The sequence below is a fragment of the Streptomyces jeddahensis genome (genome assembly GCF_001642995.1).
Lineage (GTDB): Bacteria > Actinomycetota > Actinomycetes > Streptomycetales > Streptomycetaceae > Streptomyces > Streptomyces jeddahensis.
The window spans coordinates 1-18,036 of the sequence record NZ_LOHS01000095.1 but is presented as its reverse complement, the minus strand read 5'-3'; the positions used below and the strand labels follow the sequence as shown (position 1 = coordinate 18,036).

18 protein-coding genes are annotated in these 18,036 nt (G+C 70.7%); 10 read left to right on the top strand and 8 right to left on the bottom strand.

Annotated features, from left to right (window positions below; all coding sequences use genetic code 11):
• Positions 1-24: 24 nt before the first annotated feature.
• Together STSP_RS22335 and STSP_RS22330 are read right to left on the bottom strand one after the other, a co-directional pair.
• Positions 25-1,407 (bottom strand): zf-HC2 domain-containing protein, encoded by a 1,383-nt coding sequence (locus STSP_RS22335; protein WP_067281051.1) that lies wholly within the window; start codon positions 1,405-1,407, stop codon positions 25-27.
• On the bottom strand, positions 1,404-1,982 hold the full coding sequence (locus STSP_RS22330; protein ID WP_067280996.1) for an RNA polymerase sigma factor: 579 nt from the start codon (positions 1,980-1,982) through the stop codon (positions 1,404-1,406). The genes STSP_RS22335 and STSP_RS22330 overlap by 4 nt, the downstream gene beginning before the upstream one ends.
• Positions 1,983-2,435: 453 nt before the next feature.
• Between STSP_RS22330 and STSP_RS22325 the strand changes: the two genes are divergently transcribed.
• Positions 2,436-2,828, top strand: a complete 393-nt coding sequence (locus tag STSP_RS22325; RefSeq protein WP_408646345.1) for an STAS domain-containing protein — start codon at positions 2,436-2,438, stop codon at positions 2,826-2,828.
• A 274-nt stretch (positions 2,829-3,102) separates the two neighbouring features.
• Positions 3,103-3,615, top strand: a complete 513-nt coding sequence (locus STSP_RS22320; protein ID WP_067280990.1) for an EF-hand domain-containing protein — start codon at positions 3,103-3,105, stop codon at positions 3,613-3,615.
• A 33-nt stretch (positions 3,616-3,648) separates the two neighbouring features.
• Here the strand turns inward: STSP_RS22320 and STSP_RS22315 are convergent, their stop codons facing one another.
• On the bottom strand, positions 3,649-5,178 hold the full coding sequence (locus STSP_RS22315; protein WP_067280987.1) for a class I adenylate-forming enzyme family protein: 1,530 nt from the start codon (positions 5,176-5,178) through the stop codon (positions 3,649-3,651).
• A gap of 204 nt (positions 5,179-5,382) precedes the next feature.
• Here STSP_RS22315 and STSP_RS22310 point away from each other — a divergent pair, with 204 nt between their 5' ends.
• The 4 genes from STSP_RS22310 (at position 5,383) to STSP_RS22295 (ending at position 9,559) form a co-directional block, all read left to right on the top strand.
• On the top strand, positions 5,383-6,576 hold the full coding sequence (locus tag STSP_RS22310; RefSeq protein ID WP_067280984.1) for an amidohydrolase family protein: 1,194 nt from the start codon (positions 5,383-5,385) through the stop codon (positions 6,574-6,576).
• 7 nt (positions 6,577-6,583) lie between these two features.
• A complete protein-coding gene (locus tag STSP_RS22305) occupies positions 6,584-7,747 on the top strand; it encodes an acyl-CoA dehydrogenase (RefSeq protein ID WP_067280982.1) in 1,164 nt (387 codons plus the stop codon).
• A 5-nt stretch (positions 7,748-7,752) separates the two neighbouring features.
• Positions 7,753-8,664, top strand: coding sequence for an acyl-CoA dehydrogenase family protein (locus STSP_RS22300; RefSeq protein ID WP_067281050.1), 912 nt, complete (start codon positions 7,753-7,755; stop codon positions 8,662-8,664).
• A 370-nt stretch (positions 8,665-9,034) separates the two neighbouring features.
• A complete protein-coding gene (locus tag STSP_RS22295) occupies positions 9,035-9,559 on the top strand; it encodes an ATP-binding protein (protein ID WP_067280979.1) in 525 nt (174 codons plus the stop codon).
• A 402-nt stretch (positions 9,560-9,961) separates the two neighbouring features.
• Here STSP_RS22295 and STSP_RS22290 read toward each other — a convergent pair whose 3' ends face one another.
• Positions 9,962-10,897 (bottom strand): cyclase family protein, encoded by a 936-nt coding sequence (locus STSP_RS22290; protein ID WP_067280976.1) that lies wholly within the window; start codon positions 10,895-10,897, stop codon positions 9,962-9,964.
• Positions 10,898-10,998: 101 nt separating this feature from the next.
• Here STSP_RS22290 and STSP_RS22285 point away from each other — a divergent pair, with 101 nt between their 5' ends.
• Genes STSP_RS22285 through STSP_RS22275 form a run of 3 tightly spaced genes read left to right on the top strand, consistent with a single transcriptional unit; the run spans position 10,999 to position 14,226 of the window.
• Entirely contained in the window at positions 10,999-11,910 is a 912-nt protein-coding gene (locus tag STSP_RS22285) for an SDR family oxidoreductase (protein ID WP_067280974.1), read from the top strand.
• A gap of 12 nt (positions 11,911-11,922) precedes the next feature.
• Positions 11,923-13,143 carry an acyl-CoA dehydrogenase family protein gene (locus STSP_RS22280; protein ID WP_067280971.1) on the top strand — a complete coding sequence of 407 codons (1,221 nt, stop codon included), beginning with the start codon at positions 11,923-11,925 and terminating at the stop codon, positions 13,141-13,143.
• A gap of 33 nt (positions 13,144-13,176) precedes the next feature.
• On the top strand, positions 13,177-14,226 hold the full coding sequence (locus STSP_RS22275; RefSeq protein WP_067280963.1) for a Zn-dependent alcohol dehydrogenase: 1,050 nt from the start codon (positions 13,177-13,179) through the stop codon (positions 14,224-14,226).
• Positions 14,227-14,289: 63 nt separating this feature from the next.
• On the opposite strand, the gene STSP_RS22270 is transcribed toward STSP_RS22275, so the two are convergent.
• Positions 14,290-15,384 (bottom strand): GlxA family transcriptional regulator, encoded by a 1,095-nt coding sequence (locus tag STSP_RS22270; RefSeq protein ID WP_067280961.1) that lies wholly within the window; start codon positions 15,382-15,384, stop codon positions 14,290-14,292.
• A gap of 137 nt (positions 15,385-15,521) precedes the next feature.
• Between STSP_RS22270 and STSP_RS22265 the strand changes: the two genes are divergently transcribed.
• The gene (locus tag STSP_RS22265; RefSeq protein ID WP_408646344.1) at positions 15,522-16,886 is read left to right on the top strand and encodes an MFS transporter; all 1,365 of its coding nucleotides are present in this window, start codon (positions 15,522-15,524) and stop codon (positions 16,884-16,886) included.
• Between the two features lies 1 nt (position 16,887).
• Here the strand turns inward: STSP_RS22265 and STSP_RS22260 are convergent, their stop codons facing one another.
• The 3 genes from STSP_RS22260 to STSP_RS22250 all read right to left on the bottom strand — a co-directional run.
• Entirely contained in the window at positions 16,888-17,286 is a 399-nt protein-coding gene (locus tag STSP_RS22260) for a PIN domain-containing protein (RefSeq protein WP_067280960.1), read from the bottom strand.
• On the bottom strand, positions 17,283-17,552 hold the full coding sequence (locus STSP_RS22255; RefSeq protein ID WP_157902882.1) for a hypothetical protein: 270 nt from the start codon (positions 17,550-17,552) through the stop codon (positions 17,283-17,285). Before STSP_RS22255 ends, STSP_RS22260 begins: the two co-directional genes overlap by 4 nt.
• A 91-nt stretch (positions 17,553-17,643) precedes the next feature.
• The coding region (locus STSP_RS22250) for a flavin reductase family protein (RefSeq protein WP_198547409.1) at positions 17,644-18,036 on the bottom strand (393 nt) is incomplete at its 5' end.

The following is an 18,036-nucleotide window of genomic DNA, read 5'->3' as shown; positions in this document are numbered from 1 at the left end:
CCAGCGTCCTGCTGGGTGAAGCCCCTACATCCTGCTCAGTGAAGCCGTCGCGAACAGGACGTCCCTGATGGCCTCGCGGTCGCCGTCGAGGCCCGCCACCACCTCGTCCGGGGCGATGTGCCCCGCGGCCAGCCGGGAGAACTCGACGCCGTCCAGGGCGACATGCGCCACTTCGTACTCGGCGGAGGCGACGGCTCCGGGGGAGTCGAGGGCGATGAGCCACTCGCCGCCGCCGGCCCCCTCGACCTCCAGCCGCAGGCTGCGGCCGGGGGTCCCCGCGGCGACCAGCCGGCGGGGAGGGCTCGCGAGTCCGGCGCGCCGCCGCGCCGCCAGGGTCGTCGGCAGGAGACGCGCGGCCAGGTCGAACATGTGGTGCAGATGGCGCGGGGCCGGCGGCTCGTACGGGTAGTCCACGGCCTCCGCGATGTCCCCGGCGTGCACCCAGCACTCGAAGGCGCGGTCCAGCATGGAGTCGCGCAGGGGCAGTTCGAAGTCGCCGTAGTCGACGGAGGCGGAGGCCTCGGAGGCGCTTCCGGCCTCGAAGGCCACTGTGCGCACGAGCGTATGGGTCTGGTCGCGCCACGGCCCGCGTACCGCGCGGGTGGGCGGCCGGTGCGACGCGCGCCAGTACGCCTCGGTGCGCTCCGCCGGACCCGGACGGGCCTTGCCCACGTCACCGCCGTGCCCGGACGCCTCGACCATCGGGGGCAGTTCGTCGAGACCGAGCGCGAGCGCCACCAGGCCGTCGACCATCATCAGATGCGCCAGGACGCCCGCCACCGTGGTCTTGCGGCTCACGAGCCCGTCACGGTCGAACCACCGCAGCCGCACCGGCGCGTGCCACTCCGAGTCGCCGATGTCCTGGAGCAGTGCGTCGAGACGTGCGGTCTCCGCGTCATACGGAGCGACCCAGTCCGGCACCGGGATGCGGGGCGGCCGCCGGTCGAGGCAGCCCTCCAGGACCCGGGTGCGCAGCATCGGGTCGAGGTCGAGCGGCTCCGCCGGATGCAGCAGCGCCACCGCGTCGCGCAGCCGCAGCGCCTCCTCGGCGCATGGTCCGCACGTGCCGAGATGCACTTCGACGGCCTCGGCCTCCTCCGCAGAGCATGCGGACAGCGCCCAGGCGCCCAGGAGCGACTTGAGGACCCGGTGCTCGAGTACGAGAGGCGCTGGCGCGGACGTGGTCGCCGGAGTGCCGGGGACGGGCGGAGGGGGGTCGGGCAGCGGCTGTCCGGTGTCCTCCACGGAGGAGCGGGGCGGCGGGATGCGCGGCGGCACGGCGCCCGGTCCGCTGCCGCTGTCGTGCCCGCTGCCGCTGCCGCGCCCGTCACCCCGTGTGCCGTCGTCCCCCCGGGCTCCCCCCACGCCCTCGTCGTCGTACGGCTCGAACCGCTCGGGACCGTTCACCACGCCCTCCCGTTTCCGGGCGGTGTCCCCGACGTGCCGTTGTCGTGGGCCGTGGACAGCAGCTGCAGACCCAGGCGGAGCCGGCGCCGGGCCTCGTCCTCGGTGACACCGAGGTCGGCGGCGGCCTGCCGGTAGTCGCGGCGCTGGAAGTACGCCAGCTCGAGCGCGGCACGCAGCGGGGCCGGCATGTTCGTCACGATGTAGTCCGCGCGGGCGGCCGCCGAGGCGCGGCGGACCTTGCGTTCCAGATCCTCCGTGGTGCCCGAGCCGTCCCGTGCCAGCGCCGCGGCCTCGGTCTGCCGCAGCCGCTGCACGGCCAGCCGGTGGGTGAGCGTGGCCACCCAGGAGCGCAACGGGCCCTGCCTGGGGTCGAACGCGTCGGGGTTCTCCCAGACATGGGCGAAGACCTCGCGCGTGATGCGGTCGGCGTCCTCCTCGTCGTCGAGGACGCGGTGCGCAAGGCCGTGCACGAGCGACGCGAACCGGTCGTACAGCTCACCCAGCGCCGCCGCCTCGCCGCGCGCCAGTCGTTGCTGCATCCTGCGGTCCCAGCGGGGCGGTGACTCCTTCGCCATGCGACCCCCTCACCTGGTCGTGCCGCGCTTTCGTGCGTTTGTCACCCTGTGTCGAATGTAGTCGGCGGTCACCGTGGGGCACGTCTGTTTGCGTCAATGCCCGTCCAGTTCAGGCCGCGAAGTGGTATTGGCCACCCGACACCCTCCCGTCGACTTCTCTTGCGCGTACTGTGAGCATACGAGACCCACAGATGACCGAATGAGATCGAACGAGTCCAATTGTGAGGCGACAGCGGGGGCTTGGGCGGTCGAATACACAAGGTGCTTCACGAGATGCGGCATCATCCGGATCCCTTGTTCTGGATCGCCCTGGATCGCTCTTTCCGGATCCCTTACGAGGGGCCGCGCCAAGGGGTTTCGGCCGGGGTGTTTCGTGGAACGGCGGCCGGGCAGCCGCGAAGGGGAAGCGAAGGTTAGGCTTCCGGATCGAGTGGCGGAGGGCGTGACGTGACACTGAGCGTGAGAGAAGGAGAAAAGGGCGAGTGGGTCGTTCTGCACGTATCGGGTGAAATGGACCTGGTGACCTCGCCCTTGCTGCGACAGCGCGTGCACGACGCCGTGGCCGACGGCCGCCGCAGCCTCGTCCTCGACCTCTCCGAGGTCTTCTTCTGCGACTCCAGCGGGGTCGGCGTCCTGATCGCCACCCGCCGTCTGATCCGCTCCTGCCAGGGCCGGCTGCGGCTGATACTGCCCGCGCCGGCCCCCGACGGTGCCATCTCCGGCGTGGCCGGGGGAGGCGCCCACGTCAACAAGGTCCTGGCCGCCCTGGGTGTGCGCCGGCTCTTCGACGTCCATCCCGATGTGGCGTCGGCCGTCGACGATGAGGCGGGCCCCCTCTCGGCGTGACCGGCGCCCCGGCCCTCCACGCGGCCCGGTCCTGCGCTCGGCGCTGACCTGCGTGACGCGCTGTGCTGAGGTGTGTCACGCGCTGCGCTGACGTGTGTCACGCGCTGCGCTGACCTGCGTCACGCCGTCGCGGGTCGTCGCAGTGCCACGCAGTTGTTCCAGAATTCCTGCGGTCTTGGTACAAGCGCCGTTTTCCGTCTCCCGAACAGGCCCCGGCGTCGTACGCTCCCTGCCAGATAGACCCCCGAGTGACGTAAAGGCGGCCCGACAACCCATGGTCAGCACCGAGTACGAACGCAAGATCGCTGCCCGTTTCGCCATGTTCGACCAGGACGGCAACGGATACATCGACCGCGAGGACTTCAGCAGCGCCGCCAAGTCGCTGCTCGCCGAGTTCGGTACGACGGCCCGGTGCGACAAGGGCCAGGCCCTGTACATCGGAGCGGAGGCGTTCTGGCAGGGCATGGCGGGGATCGCGGACCGGGACGGCGACCAGCGGATCACGCGCGACGAGTTCGTGAACGGTGCCGTGAAGCGGCTGCGCGACAACCCGGAGCGGTTCGCCGAGATCGCCCGCCCCTTCCTGCACGCCGCACTGGCCGTCGCCGACGGCGACGGGGACGGCGCGGCCACCGTCCAGGAGACCGCACGCGTGCTGAAGGTGCTCGGCGCCCGCGACGACGTCGCCGCCGCGGCCGCCGCGGCGCTCGACTCGGACGGCGACGGCCGCGTCACGGAGGCGGAGATCGTGACCGCGTTCGCGCGGTACTTCACCGTCCCGGAGTGAGCCCGGGCTCGTGCGCGGGCCACCTCTTGTCGTTCAGGCGAACCGCTCCCGCAGCTTGTACTTGAGGACCTTGCGCAGGGTCTCGTTGCGCGGAAGGGCGTCCACCAACTCCAGTTGTTCCGGCAGCTTGTGCACGGACAGCCCTTCCGCCCGCAGATGGGCCGTGACGGTCTCCAGCGTCAGCTTTTCCGCACCGGCCGGCTGTTCCACGACGGCGCAGACCCGCTCGCCCCGTTCCTGATCGGGCAGCCCGATGACCGCCACATCGCCCACGGCCGGGTGCTGATGCAGCAGGTCCTCGATCTCCTTGGCGGAGATGTTCTCGCCCTTGCGGATGATGACGTCCTTGACGCGACCGGTCAGCACCAGATGTCCGCCAGGCGTGAGATGCCCCAGATCGCCGGTGATGAGAAACTCGTCGGCGTCGAAGACCTCCGCGCTCTGCGCGGGGTCGAGATACCCCTGGCAGACGGCCTCTCCGCGCAGCCGCACCTCGCCGTCCGTCCCCACGGGCAGCGGACTGCCCTTCGCGTCGGTGATCCGTATCTCCATGCTCTCGGGCGGACGGCCCTCCGTGGTCGCGAGGTTCTCGGCCGTGTCGTCCGGATCGCCCATGGTGATCATGGGAACCTCGGTCATGCCGTAGCCGTGCGCAAGCTGGCACCCCATCTCGCGTACGACGGCGTGGTAGAGCTCGGGCGGCTTGGGCGCGCCGCCGCCGGCCAGCAGGCGCAGGGTCGGGACGAGCTTCCGGCCGGGCTGTTTGCGCTGCTCAGTGAGGAACATCGAGTAGAAGGCCGTCGAGCCGCCCGCGATGGTCACGCCGTGGCGCCGGTAGTCCTCCAGCGCCTCCGGCAGCGCGAACTGCTCGACCATGACGGCCGGTACGCCGTACAGCAGCAGCATGACGGTGTAGTCGGGCCCGCCGATGTGGGCGTAGGGGAAGGCGATCGAGCCGACGTCGTCCGGGGCGAGGCGCAGCGCGTGGGCGAGGCAAGAGCCGCCCGCGATCAGCGAACGGTCCGTGTGCAGCACACCCTTGGGGTCCGAGGTCGTGCCCGACGTCCAGTAGATCCAGCGCACCGCGGTGCCGTCGGCCGGCGGCGGGGGCAGGACGGCGGGGTCGCCCTCCGGTAGCGCGTCGTACGCCTCGAACACGCCCTTCGCGCCGAGCCGCCGCGCCATCCCGGTGTGGTCGAAGTCCCGCCACACACCCGGTACCGCGAAGTACTCGGCCTTCGACTCCGTCAGCGCGAAGGCGACCTCGCGGTCCCGGTAGAAGGGGATGACCGGTGACTGCACCGCGCCGAGCCGGGCCAGCGCGAAGGAGAGCAGGGCGGTCTCGATACGGGTGGGCAGCTGCCAGGCGACGACCGTGCCGGGTCGTACGCCCATGCCGTACAGGCCGGCCGCGACCCGCTCGGCGCGGTCCCGCAGGGCACAGAAGGTGAGGCTCCGGTCGTCCTGGAGCAGGACGGGGGTGTCGGGGCTGAGTGCGGCGCGGCGTTCGACGAGCTCCCAGAGCGTCCGGGACGCGCCCAGTGCGTGTGCGGTGTCGGTCACGGCGATCCGTCCCCTCGTAACTGACCTAACTGACGACTAGTCAGATCGTGCGGAGAGCGTAGGGCCCGTCGCCTTGTCGGTCCAGGGGTGCGGAGCTAGCCTGACTCCGACAAGTATCTGACGAACCGTCAGAACAGTGACGGGGTCGATCAGCGACGACGGGCGCCGACGGGCCACCGGAAACGCCGGAGGGAACACGGACACATGACCGAACTGCCTCGGATCATCAGCGTCGACGACCACGTGATCGAGCCGGCGCACCTCTTCGAGACCTGGCTGCCGCAGAAGTACCGGGACCGCGGCCCAAAGCCGCTCACCGCGGGCATCGGGGAGCTCGCGTACGTCGGCGGCAAGTACCAGATCACCATGGACCCGGACGGGCCGCCGACCGACTGGTGGATCTACGAGGACCTCAAGTTCCCGTACAAGCGGAACATCGCCGCCGTCGGTTTCGACCGCGACGAGATGACGCTGGAGGGCATCACGCGCGCGGAGATGCGGCGGGGCTGCTGGGACCCGGTCGAGCGCCTCAAGGACATGGACCTCAACCACGTCGAGGCCAGCCTCTGCTTTCCGACCTTCCCGCGCTTCTGCGGGCAGACCTTCGCCGAGGCGCACGACAAGGAGGTGGCCCTCGCCTGCGTACGCGCCTACAACGACTGGATGGTCGAGGAGTGGTGCGGCGACAGCGGCGGCCGGCTCATCCCGCTGTGCATCATCCCGCTGTGGGACATCGACCTCGCGGTGGCCGAGATCCAGCGGAACGCGGCCCGCGGGGTGAAGGCCGTGACCTTCAGCGAGATCCCGACCCATCTCGGGCTGCCGTCCATCCACTCCGGCTACTGGGACCCGTTCTTCGCCGTCTGCCAGGACACCGGCACCGTCGTCAACATGCACATCGGCTCGTCGTCCCAGATGCCCGCCGCATCACCCGACGCCCCGCCCGCCGTCCAGGCGTCGCTGTCCTTCAACAACGCCATGGCGTCGATGATGGACTTCCTGTTCTCAGGGGTGCTGGTGAAGTTCCCACGCCTGAAGCTGGCCTACTCCGAGGGCCAGATGGGCTGGATCCCGTACGCCCTGGAGCGCGCCGACGACGTGTGGGAGGAGCACCGGGCCTGGGGCGGGGTGCGCGATCTGATCCCCGAGCCGCCGTCCACGTACTACTACCGGCAGATCTTCTGCTGCTTCTTCCGCGACAAGCACGGCGTCGCGTCGCTGGATGTGGTCGGCCGGGACAACGCGACCTTCGAGACCGACTACCCGCACGTCGACTCGACCTTCCCGCACACCAAGGAGGTCGCCCTGGACCACGTGAAGGGCCTCGACGACGAGACGGTCTACAAGCTGATGCGCGGCAACGCGATCCGGATGCTCGACCTCGACTTCGACAGGTAGGGCGCGCGTGGACCTCACGTACACCGAGGAGGAGGAAGCGTTCCGCGCGGGGCTGCGGGAGTGGCTCGCCAAGGTGCTGCCCGGTCTCCCGCCGAAGCCCGACCCGGGCGACTGGCCCGCGCGCAGGGCGTACGACCTCGGCTGGCAGCGGATGCTGTACGACGCGGGGTACGCCGGGCTGCACTGGCCCGTCGACGCGGGTGGCCGCGGAGCGACCCCGACCCAGCACCTGATCTTCCTGGAGGAGACGGAACGGGCCGGAGCGCCCTATGTCGGCGCCAACTTCGTGGGCCTGCTGCACGCTGGACCCACGATCGCCGCGGAGGGCACGCCGGAGCAGCGGGCGCGCTGGCTGCCGCCGATCCTGCGCGGCGAGGAGGTGTGGTGCCAGGGCTTCAGCGAGCCGGACGCGGGCTCGGACCTGGCGTCGCTGCGTACGAGGGCCGTCCGGGACGGGGACGACTACGTCATCACCGGCTCGAAGATCTGGACCTCGCACGCGGAGGTCGCCGACTGGTGCGAGCTGCTCGTGCGTACGCGGCCGGTCAGCGACGAGGTGCCCAAGCATCGCGGCATCACCTGGCTCGCGCTGCCGATGGACGCGCCCGGCGTCACGGTCCGGCCGCTGCGGACGCTCGCGGGCTCGACGGAGTTCGCGGAGGTGTTCCTCGACGAGGTGCGGGTGCCGGCCGCGAACCGGGTCGGCGCGGAGAACGACGGCTGGCGCGTGACGATGGTGACGCTGTCCTTCGAACGCGGCACGGCGTTCGTCGGTGAGGTCGTGGCCTGCCGGCGGGTGCTCGGGGAACTCGCCCGTGAGGCGCGGGCGAACGGCCGCTGGGACGATCCCTCACTCAGACGCCGCCTCGGCCGCCTGAACGCGGAGTTCCGGGCCCTGTGGCGGCTCACCCAGTGGAACGTGAGCGAGTCGGAGAGGACGGGCGGCGTCCCGGGCGTCGGCGGGTCCGTCTTCAAACTCCGCTACTCTCACGCCCGCCAGGAGCTGTACGACACAGCGGCCGAGGTCCTGGGCCCGGATGCGCTGGACCTGTCCCGCGAGTGGACCCTGGACCGGCTGTCCTCTCTCTCGTACACCATCGCCGCCGGCACCTCCCAGATCCAGCAGAACATCGTCGCCGAGCGCATCCTCGGCCTGCCGAAGAACGGGTGAGCGCCGTGTACTTCCAGCTGTCGGACGACCAGCGGGCCTTGCAGGCGGGCGTACGGGAGCTGCTGGCCGGCCGCTTCGAGCGCGAGGCGCTGCGGGCGGCCGTCGACGAGGCCGGCGTGGACGGGTCGGGTGCCCGGCTGGACCGCGGCCTGTGGCGCGAGCTCGGCGAGGCGGGGTTCTTCGCGCTGCGCCTTCCTGAAGCGGACGGCGGCGTCGGGCTGGGACTCCCGGAGGCCGTACTCGCCTTCGAGGAGGCGGGGCGCGCCCTGCTGCCCGGACCGCTGGTGGCCACGCACCTCGCCGCGGGGACCGTCCCAGGAGCCGCCGAGGGGCAGACCGTGGTCACGGCCGTGGACGGGGCGCTGGTGGAGTGGCTGGACGAGGCGGACGTCGTTCAGGGAGACGCCTCCGGGGCCATGCCCCTGCACTCCGTCGATCCGCTCACGCCCTTGCACCGGGTGCACGCCGTTGTGCCCACGACGGCGGGCGCCGACAACTCTCTGGCCGGGCTCCTCACCGCCGCCGAACAACTCGGCGGCGCATCCCGCACTTGTGACATGGCCGTCCGATACGCCCGCGACCGCGAGCAGTTCGGCCGCCCCATCGGCTCCTTCCAGGCGGTCAAGCACTTGTGCGCCCAGATGCTGGTACGCACGGAGGTGGCGCGCGCCGCCGTCTACGCGGCCGCCGTGACCGCCGACCCCCTCGACATCGCCGCCGCCCGGCTGCTCGCCGACGAGGCGGCCGTCCGCGGGGCACGCGACTGTCTCCAGATCCACGGCGGCATGGGCTTCACCTGGGAGGCCGACGTACATATGTACCTGAAACGGGCATGGGTGAGGGCCCGGCGGGGAGGGGATGCGGCGGCGCCCGAGGAGTCCCTGGCGGCGGAGCTGCTGCTACCGGAGAAACGGTAACCCTGCGTCGATACACGGTTGTGTCCGAGGCGTGACTCGTCGCAACGAGGAGTCACGTCCCGTCTCGGGTACCTTGTGTGGGATGCGACCGGTTGTGAGACTGAGCCATCTCGGAGTTGCCCCTGGGGCGACACCGGAGCGGGCGATGCGTGCCGGTCACAGAGCATGGCGGAGCTGTATGCCCGCCTGTTCGACCCCCCGCAGCATGCGTCGCACAGTATGCCGCACGCGTACTCCTTCGCGCTGGAATATGCCCGAAGCGCTTGTTGGGGTGACTGTACGTCAACCATGCTGTCTCACAAGGGGATCACGGTCCGTGACCCCGTGGAGGCGCGAGGCGATGTGTCCGCCGGTTCGGATGGTGTGAGCGGTGCAGGTGCTTCAGGTGCAGATCGAGGTCCGGCCCGACCCCGCGGAGGTGGGGCGCGCCCGGAGATGGGCGAGGTCGCGGCTCGCCGGATCCGGCATAGGGGCCGACGAACCGCTGGCCGAGACACTCGTCCTGCTCGTGTCCGAACTGGTCACCAACGCCGTCGTGCACACCGGCTGCCCCGCCGTGCTGCGCCTCCTCCTCCCCTGTGTGCCCGCGACCCCTCCGGGCACGGTCCGCGTCGAGGTCGCCGACTCCAGCACCCGGGCCCCGCGGCCCCGGCAGGCCGAGGGCGACGAGACGAACGGACGCGGCCTGGCCCTGGTCGACGGACTCGCCGACCGCTGGGGCTGGCAGCACGAAGGAGCGGGCAAGCGCATCTGGTGCGAAGTGGACCGCTGCGAACCGGCGGCGACCTCGACTGCCATGTCGTACGAGGCGACGGCGCGCGGAGGTGCGGGGTTCGGGAGCGGGGCGTCCTACGACGCCGCGGCGTACGAAGGTGTGCAGGCGGAGGCCGTGTAGGCGTAAGCGGCCGTGCTGCACGGGTCGTTGAGCGGGCGGCGTGCAGTGCCGGAGCTTGATCCTCGAGCTGAACGAGCTTGATCGTCGAGCTGAAGTGCGCGCGAGATCGCGCCCTCGTGTGCTCCCGTACGCGCCGCCATAAATTAGGCATACATCACATAACACCCAACCGGGTGTTGACGTGAGGTGTCCGATTCATCACCCTTGTGGTCAGCGATTCGCGGCGAGGGGACGCCGAGGGCGTCCATCACGGGGGTCCTCGGCGAGTGCGGATCGCGGCGTGGCGTCGGCACCTTGCGGGGGCACAGGAGGTGCGGTGCCGATACGCCGGAGTTGGATGGCGGTGCGCGGTTCCGTGCTCGGGGCGGGTGCGGCGCGCCGCCACTCCACGTACGTCGTGGCCTACAGGATCGCGACCGGCGCCACCGGAGTCCCCGTCCCGCCCACGAACGGCTCCGGCATCGCGGACAGCAGGAAGGCGTAACGCCCTTCGTCCGCGCAGGCCTCGGACAACTCCTCCAGATTCCAGTTCTGGCCCTGCAGCATCCCCATCTCGACCAGGTCCAGGGCGTGCACCGGCAGCCACAGGTTCTCGATCTCGGGCGGGAAGATCTCGAAGGTCAGCGTGTCGTTCGCCACCGCCGCCACATCGCGTGCGTGGAACCACTCGGGCGTCCGCACGGAGAGCCCGGGGGACGGAAACCCGTATCCGTGCTTGTCCCCTGCCAGATATGTCTGGATCTGCCCGGTGCGTACGAGGACGATGTCGCCTGCCCGTACGGTCGTGCCCGCGAGGTCCTCGGCGGCCTCCAGGTCCTCGGGGGTCACGGCGTGGCCGCCGTCGAGCCGGTCCGTGCCGCGTGCGCGGGCCACGTCCAGCAGGACGCCGCGGGAGACGATGTGCCGTGGCTTGTCGATGCCGCTGAACTCGGCTCCGCCGTGCGGTGTGATGGTGCTCGCCGGGCGGCCGTTGTAGATCTTCCCTGAATGCGAGACATGGGTGAGGGCATCCCAGTGGGTCGCCGCCTGCAGGCCCATCGTCACGGCGTCGTCGCTGCAGGCGACCGTGCCGGGGCCGAAGATCTCCTGGTTGATCTGCACCATGGCGTGCAGGGGGTTGACCCGGCCCGGGATCATGCCGGTCTGTACGCCGTCCTGCTTCAGGGGCAGCGCGAGGGGCACCCGGCGGCCCGTCCGGACGGTCGCGGCAGCCTCGCGTACGACCGCGTCGGTGATCAGGTTCAGCGTGCCGATCTCGTCGTCGGCGCCCCAGCGGCCCCAGTTGTTGACGCGCTTGGCGATGTCGTGAAACTCCGGACCCAGCGTCGGCAGTGACATCGGTCCCTCCCCGGGGCTTGTCTCCAGGTATCTGACGGGTCGTAGAATCGGCTCGCAACTAAATCTAACGGTCCGTCAGAAACCTCGGGAAGGGGACGGGCGTGGGGAAGTTCTTGGCAGGCAAGGTCGTCGCCGTGACGGGCGCCGGGCGCGGTATCGGCCGGGCGGTCGCCCTCGCCGCGGCCGCGGAGGGCGCCAAGGTCGTCGTCAACGACTACGGCGTCTCGGTCGACGGCGCCGAACCGACCAGCGAGATAGCCGACGCGGTGGTCAAGGAGATCGAGTCCGCGGGCGGAGAGGCGGTCGCGGTCGCCGACGACATCTCCACGATGGCGGGCGGGCAGCGGCTCGTCGACGTGGCGCTGGCGGAGTACGGGCGGATCGACGGCGTCGTGTGCGTGGCGGGCATCCTGCGCGAACGGATGCTCTTCAACATGTCCGAGGAGGAGTGGGATCCCGTGGTGGCCACCCACCTCAAGGGCACCTTCACGGTCTTCCGCGCCGCGTCGGCGGTCATGCGCAGGCAGGGCTCCGGGGCGCTCATCGGCTTCACCAGCGGAAACCATCAGGGCTCGGTGTCCCAGGCCAACTACTCCGCGGCCAAGGGCGGCATCATCTCGCTCGTCCGCAGCGCTGCGCTCGGCCTGCACAAATACGGCGTGACGGCGAACGCGGTGGCCCCCGTGGCCCGTACGCGGATGTCCGCGAACGTCCCCATGGAGCTCAAGGAGATCGGCGAGCCCGAGGACGTGGCGGCCCTCGTCGTCTACCTGCTCAGCGACCGCGCCAGGGCCGAGAACATCACCGGCCAGGTGTACACGATCGCCGGCCCCAAGATCGCGGTGTGGGCCCAGCCCCGGGAACTGCGGGCGGGCTACGCGGACGGCTCCTGGAACCCGGAGAAGATCGCCGACTTCCTGCCGGGCACGGTCGGCACGGACCCGATGCCGATGCTGGCGCGCCTGGAAGAGATGGCGAGGGCGGCGGCCGCGAAGGAACGACCGAACACGTAGGGGGTTGGTGGCGTGGACTTCCGGTTCGGTCCGGAGGACGAGGCCTTCCGGGCCGAGGCCCGGGCATGGCTCGGCGAACACCTCACCGAGGAGTACGCCGAAGCAGCAGGCAGCGGGGGCCCGGGCAGCGAGCACGAGAACACCCACGCCCGCAGAGCGTGGGAGAGAGAACTCGGCGCGGCCGGCTGGATAGGCCTTGGCTGGGACGCCGAGGGCTACGGCAACCGACGCGCAACCCTCACCCAGCAGGTCGTCTGGGCAGAGGAATACGCCCGGGCCCGAGCCCCAGCCCGCTACGGCCACATCGGCGAGAACCTCCTGGCCCCGACCCTTCTGGCCCACGGCACCGAGGAGCAGAAGCAGCGCTTCCTGCCGCCCATCGCCCGCGGCGAGGAACTGTGGTGCCAGGGCTACAGCGAGCCGGGCGCGGGATCGGACCTCGCGGGGGTGCGCACGACGGCGGTGCGTGACACGGGCGGCGCCGGCCCGGCCACGTACCGCATCACCGGCCAGAAGATCTGGACCTCGTTCGCGCACGAGGCGGACTGGTGCTTCGTCCTCGCGCGGACGGACCCGACGGCGCGCCGCCACCACGGACTGTCGTTCCTTCTGGTGCCGATGGATCAGCCGGGCCGTATCGAGGTCCGGCCGATCCGGCAGATGACGGGCACGAGCGAGTTCAACGAGGTCTTCTTCGACGGGGCGGTGGCGGAGGCCGGGCACGTCGTCGAGGGCGAGGGCAACGGGTGGCGCGTCGCCATGGGGCTGCTCGGTTTCGAGCGCGGTGTGTCGACGCTGGCCCAGCAGATCGGGTTCGCGGAGGAGCTGGGGCGCGTCGTCCGGCTCGCCGTCGCCTCCGGTACGGCGGCCGACCCCGTGCTCCGTGACCGCCTCGTACGGCAGTGGGCCGAGCTGCGGACGATGCGCTGGAACGCCCTTCGCACGCTGGGGAGTCCCGAGTCCGGGGCGGGTTCCGACGCCGGGGCGCCGAGCGTCGCCAAGCTGCTGTGGGGCGGCTGGCACCAGCGGCTCGGCGAGCTGGCGATGCAGGTGCGGGGCGCCGCTGCCGCCGTGGGCCCGGCGGACTGGTCGCCGGACGCACCGTACGAACTCGACGCCCTGCAACGCCTGTTCCTCTTCAGTCGCGCCGACACGATCTACGGCGGCTCGGACGAGATCCAGCGCAACATCATCGCCGAGCGGGTGCTCGGCCTACCCAGGGAGCCGTGGTGACCGGTCCCGACGTGAGCACGTGAGGAGTCCGCGATGCGAGGCGTGATCTTCGACGGGAAACAGGCCCAGGTCGTCGACGACCTGGAGATACGGGAACCCGGGCCGGGCGAGGTGCTGGTCCGCGTCTCCGCGGCCGGGCTCTGCCACAGCGATCTCTCAGTGGTGGACGGGACCATACCCTTCCCCGTACCTGTGGTGCTCGGACATGAGGGCGCGGGTGTGGTCGAGGCCGTGGGTGTGGGCGTCACCCATGTCCAGCCTGGGGATCATGTGGCGCTATCGACGCTCGCCAACTGCGGGGCGTGCGCGGAGTGCGACCGCGGGCGGCCCACGATGTGCCGGAAGGCGATCGGCATGCCGCAGCAGCCGTTCGCACGGGACGGACGGCCGCTGTACCAGTTCGCGTCCAACTCGGCCTTCGCCGAGCGGACGGTCGTGAAGGCGGTGCAGGCCGTGCGGATCCCGTCCGGCATTCCCCTCACGTCGGCGGCGCTGATCGGGTGCGGCGTGCTGACGGGCGTGGGAGCCGTCCTCAACCGCGCGCGCGTCGACCGCGGCGACAGCGTGCTCGTCATCGGCACCGGCGGCATCGGCCTGAACGTCATCCAGGGCGCGCGCATCGCGGGCGCCCTCACGATCGTCGCGGTGGACGCGAACCCGGAGAAGGAGACGGTGGCCCGGCAGTTCGGCGCCACGCACTTCCTCACCTCGACGGAGGGCGTCAAGGACGTACTGCCGCGCGGTGCGGACCATGCGTTCGAGTGCGTGGGGCGCGTGGAGCTGATCCGGCAGGCGATCGACATGCTCGACCGGCACGGCCAGGCCATCCTGCTCGGCGTCCCGCCCGCGACCGCCGAGGCATCGTTCCTCGTCTCGTCGATGTACCTGGACAAGTCGATCCTCGGCTGCCGCTACGGATCGTCGCGCCCGCAGCGGGACATCGCCCTGTACGCGGACCTGTACCGGGACGGCCGGCTGCTCCTGGACGAGCTGGTGACCACGACGTATCCGGTGGAGGACTTCGCGAAGGCGGTCGAGGACGCCCGGGACGGGCGCGTGGCGCGGGCGGTACTGACGTTTTGAGCGGCTCCGGGCCGCATGAAGCGGCTCCGGACTACATCTAGCCGCATGAAGCGGCTCCGGACCTCATCTGGTGGCTACCGGCTGGGTGGCCCTGTCTGTGATCGGCCGGGTGGCCCGGTCGGCTGGCGGTTCGGCGGCCCGGTTGGCTGGCGGTTCGGTGGGCGGTCCGGCGGAGCGGAAGGTGCGCCGGTAGGCGGTGGGCGTCACGCCGAGCGCGGCCTGGAGGTGCTGACGCATCGACTGCGCGGTGCCGAAACCGGCGTCCCGGGCCACCTGGTCGATCGAGAGGTCGCTGGACTCCAGCAGTTGCCGGGCCCGTTGCACGCGCTGCTGCGTCAGCCACTGGCCCGGGCTGACCCCGGCCTCCTCGCGGAACCGGCGCGTGAAGGTGCGTACCGACATCGACTCCTGCTCGGCCATGTCGCGCAGCTGGATCGGCTCGTGCAGCCGCTCCAGCGCCCAGGCGCGCGCCGCGGCCGTGGTGGCCAGCTGCGGTTCGGGGACCGGCCGCTGGATGTACTGCGCCTGCCCGCCGTCGCGATGGGGCGGTACGACGGTGTGGCGCGCGACCTCGTTGGCCACCGCGGCGCCGTGGTCACGGCGCACGACATGCAGGCACAGGTCGATTCCGGCGGCGACCCCGGCGGAGGTCAGGACATCGTCGTCGTCGACGAAGAGGACGTCAGGGTCGACCTTGATCCGGGGGAAGAGCCGCTGGAAGTGCTCGGCGTGGGCCCAGTGCGTGGTCGCGGGCCGGCCGTCGAGACAGCCGGCCGCGGCCAGGACGTATCCGCCCGTGCAGATGGCCATGAGCCGTGTACCGGGCCTGACGTGGGCGAGGGCGGCGGCCAGCTCGTCGGTGAGCCGGCCCTCCTCGTAGACCGGTCCGAGCTCGTAGGAGGCGGGCACGACGAGCGTGTCCGCGGTGGCCAGGGCCTCTGGTCCGTTCTCGACGAGGAGGGCGAAGTCGGCGTCCGTACGCACCGGGCCCGGAGGCCGGACGGAGCAGGTCACGACCTCGTACAGCCGCCGTCCCCCGGCATCCCTGGCGCGGCCGAAGATGCGCTGCGGAATGCCCAGCTCGAAGGGCAGCAGCCCGTCCATGGCGAGGACGACGACGCGGTGTCTGCGGTGCGCGCGCACGGTACCGGTACCCATGGCCCGATCCTAGCGAATGCTGTCCTTCGGGCCACTCGATCTCGGTGGCGGGAACCCCGAAGCTCTTGGGCGTGACGCAGAACGACGCGACCCCGACAACCACGGCGCCTGGCACTCAGCAGGAGCCGACCTCAGACCTGCCGACCCCTCCGGCCGCCCCGACCAGCGGGCCGCGCCCGGCCGACCCGGCCAGCGGGACGCGCCCGGCCGACCTCTCCGGTCGGCGGCGCACCCGCAGGCTCGTGGTCCATCGAGCCTGGTTCGTCGCGGCCGTCACGTTTGTGACGATCATCGGGGCCGCGGCCTTCCGTTCGCTGCCGGGCCTTCTGATCGACCCGCTGCACCAGGAGTTCGACTGGTCACGCGGCACGATCGGCCTCGCCGTGTCCGTCAACCTCGCGCTGTACGGCCTCACCGCGCCGTTTGCCGCGGCGCTGATGGACCGGTTCGGTATCCGGCGGGTCGTCGCCGTCGCGTTGACCGTGATCGCACTCGGCTCCGGCATGACCGTGTGGATGACGGCTCCCTGGCAGCTGCTGTTGTGCTGGGGTGTGCTGGTCGGTCTCGGTTCCGGCTCGATGGCGCTGGCGTTCGCGGCGACCGTGACGAACCGGTGGTTCACCGAGCGCCGCGGCCTGGTCACGGGCATCCTGACGGCCGCTTCTGCGTCTGGCCAGCTGATCTTCCTTCCTCTTCTGTCGTGGATCGTGGAGGAGCACGACTGGCGTCCCGCAGCGGTGACGGTGGCGCTTGCCGCGCTGGCGGTCGTGCCCTTCGTGTGGCTGCTGCTGCGTGACCATCCGGCCGACGTGGGGCTGAAGCCGTACGGATCCCGGGAGTTCGTGGAGAAGCCCGCGCCCGTCCCGGGCGCCGCTCGGCGTGCGGTCAAGGTCCTCTTCTCCGCGGCTCGGACCGGACCGTTCTGGCTGCTCGCCGGCACCTTCGCGATCTGCGGTGCCTCGACGAACGGACTCATCCAGACCCACTTCATCCCGGCGGCCCACGACGACCACATGCCCATCACGACGGCGGCTTCGTTGCTCGCGGTCATCGGCGTCTTCGATGTCGTCGGCACGGTGGCCTCCGGTTGGTTCACGGACCGCTTCGAGGCGCGCCGCCTGCTGGCCGTCTACTACGCACTGCGCGGCATTTCGCTCCTCTTCCTGCCGATGCTCCTCGCCCTCGGCGGCCCCTCCGTGCGCCCGCCGATGATCTTCTTCATCGTCTTCTACGGTCTTGACTGGGTCGCCACGGTCCCGCCGACGCTTGCCCTGTGCCGCGAGCACTACGGCGAGGACAGCGCGATCGTCTTCGGCTGGGTCCTGGCCTCCCACCAGGTGGGCGCGGCCCTGATCGCCTTCCTCGGCGGCGTCGCCCGGGATGTCTTCGGCTCGTACGACATGGTCTGGTACGCGTCGGGGGCGCTGTGTGCGGCGGCGGCTCTGATGGCGTTGGTGATCCGGAGGGGGCGGACGGCTGTGCCGGTGGTGGCGGGGGCGTAGGTCAGACGCGGATGACCTCGACACCGGGGAAGGCGGTGAATCCGTCGTCCTGTGTGACCACAGGAATGCTGCTGGCTCGGGCGGTGGCGGCGATCCAGGCGTCGTTGACGCGGGCCTTGGGCAGACGGCGGCCGGACCTGACTATCTCGGCCATCATCTGCGACCAGACGGAGGCGACGATGCGGTCGGCTGGAAGGATCTGGTAGGTCGCGGCAACGCCCAGTGTGGCTAGCCGCTTTGCGCGGGTCTTCGCATCCAGTGACGAGATGACGCCGAGTGACAGCTCGGCGAGTGTGATGGAGGAGACGAAGACACTCCGGGGGAGCTGTGAGGCGAGGGCGCGGCCTGTTTCGCGTGCCACGAAGACCGATGTGTCCGCGAGTGCGTAGCCGGTATTCATGACGAGGACCCGGCTCCCGGCTCGTTGTACTCGTCGTCGTCGGAGAACATGGCGTCGATCTCGTCCAGCATCTCCCGGTCGATGCCTCCACCGGACTCCCAGAACGCCATGAGTTCCTCAGCGGTCATCGGGCGGTCATGCCGCTCGATCACTTGGATGACCTCGCCATGGTCCGTCAGCTCGACGGTCTCCTGGCCGGCCACCAACTGCATGAGCAGGTCCGGTTCGATGACTTCGGATACGTCGATCCGCAAAGGTTCGTTCATGCCTCGAAGGTAGAGGGTCGACCACTCTCCGTAACAGCCCCCATCGTACGAATCACTCGCACTGATGAGCGCCATGCGCGGAATCCGAGATTCAGTCGCTCAACCGTCCGAACCGCCCTCGGTGGAACAGCAGAGGATCCCCCGGGCCGTCGTCCACCGTGCCCAGTGCGTCCACGCGGCCCACCACGATCAGGTGGTCGCCGCCGGTGTGCACGGCGTGGATCGTGCAGTCGACCCAGGCGGGAGCGCCGGCGAGGCGAGGCGAGCCGGACACCGGTGCCGCGTCGTAGGCGACGCCCGCGAACTTGTCCGCCCCGCTCACCGCGAAGCCGCGGCACAGGTCGCCCTGCTGGGCCCCCAGGATGTTTGCGCAGAAGACCCCCGCTCGCGCGATGCGCGGCCACGTGGTCGACGTACGGGCCACCATGAAGGCGACGAGGGGAGGGTCGAGGGACAGCGACGAGAAGGACTGGCAGGGGAAGCC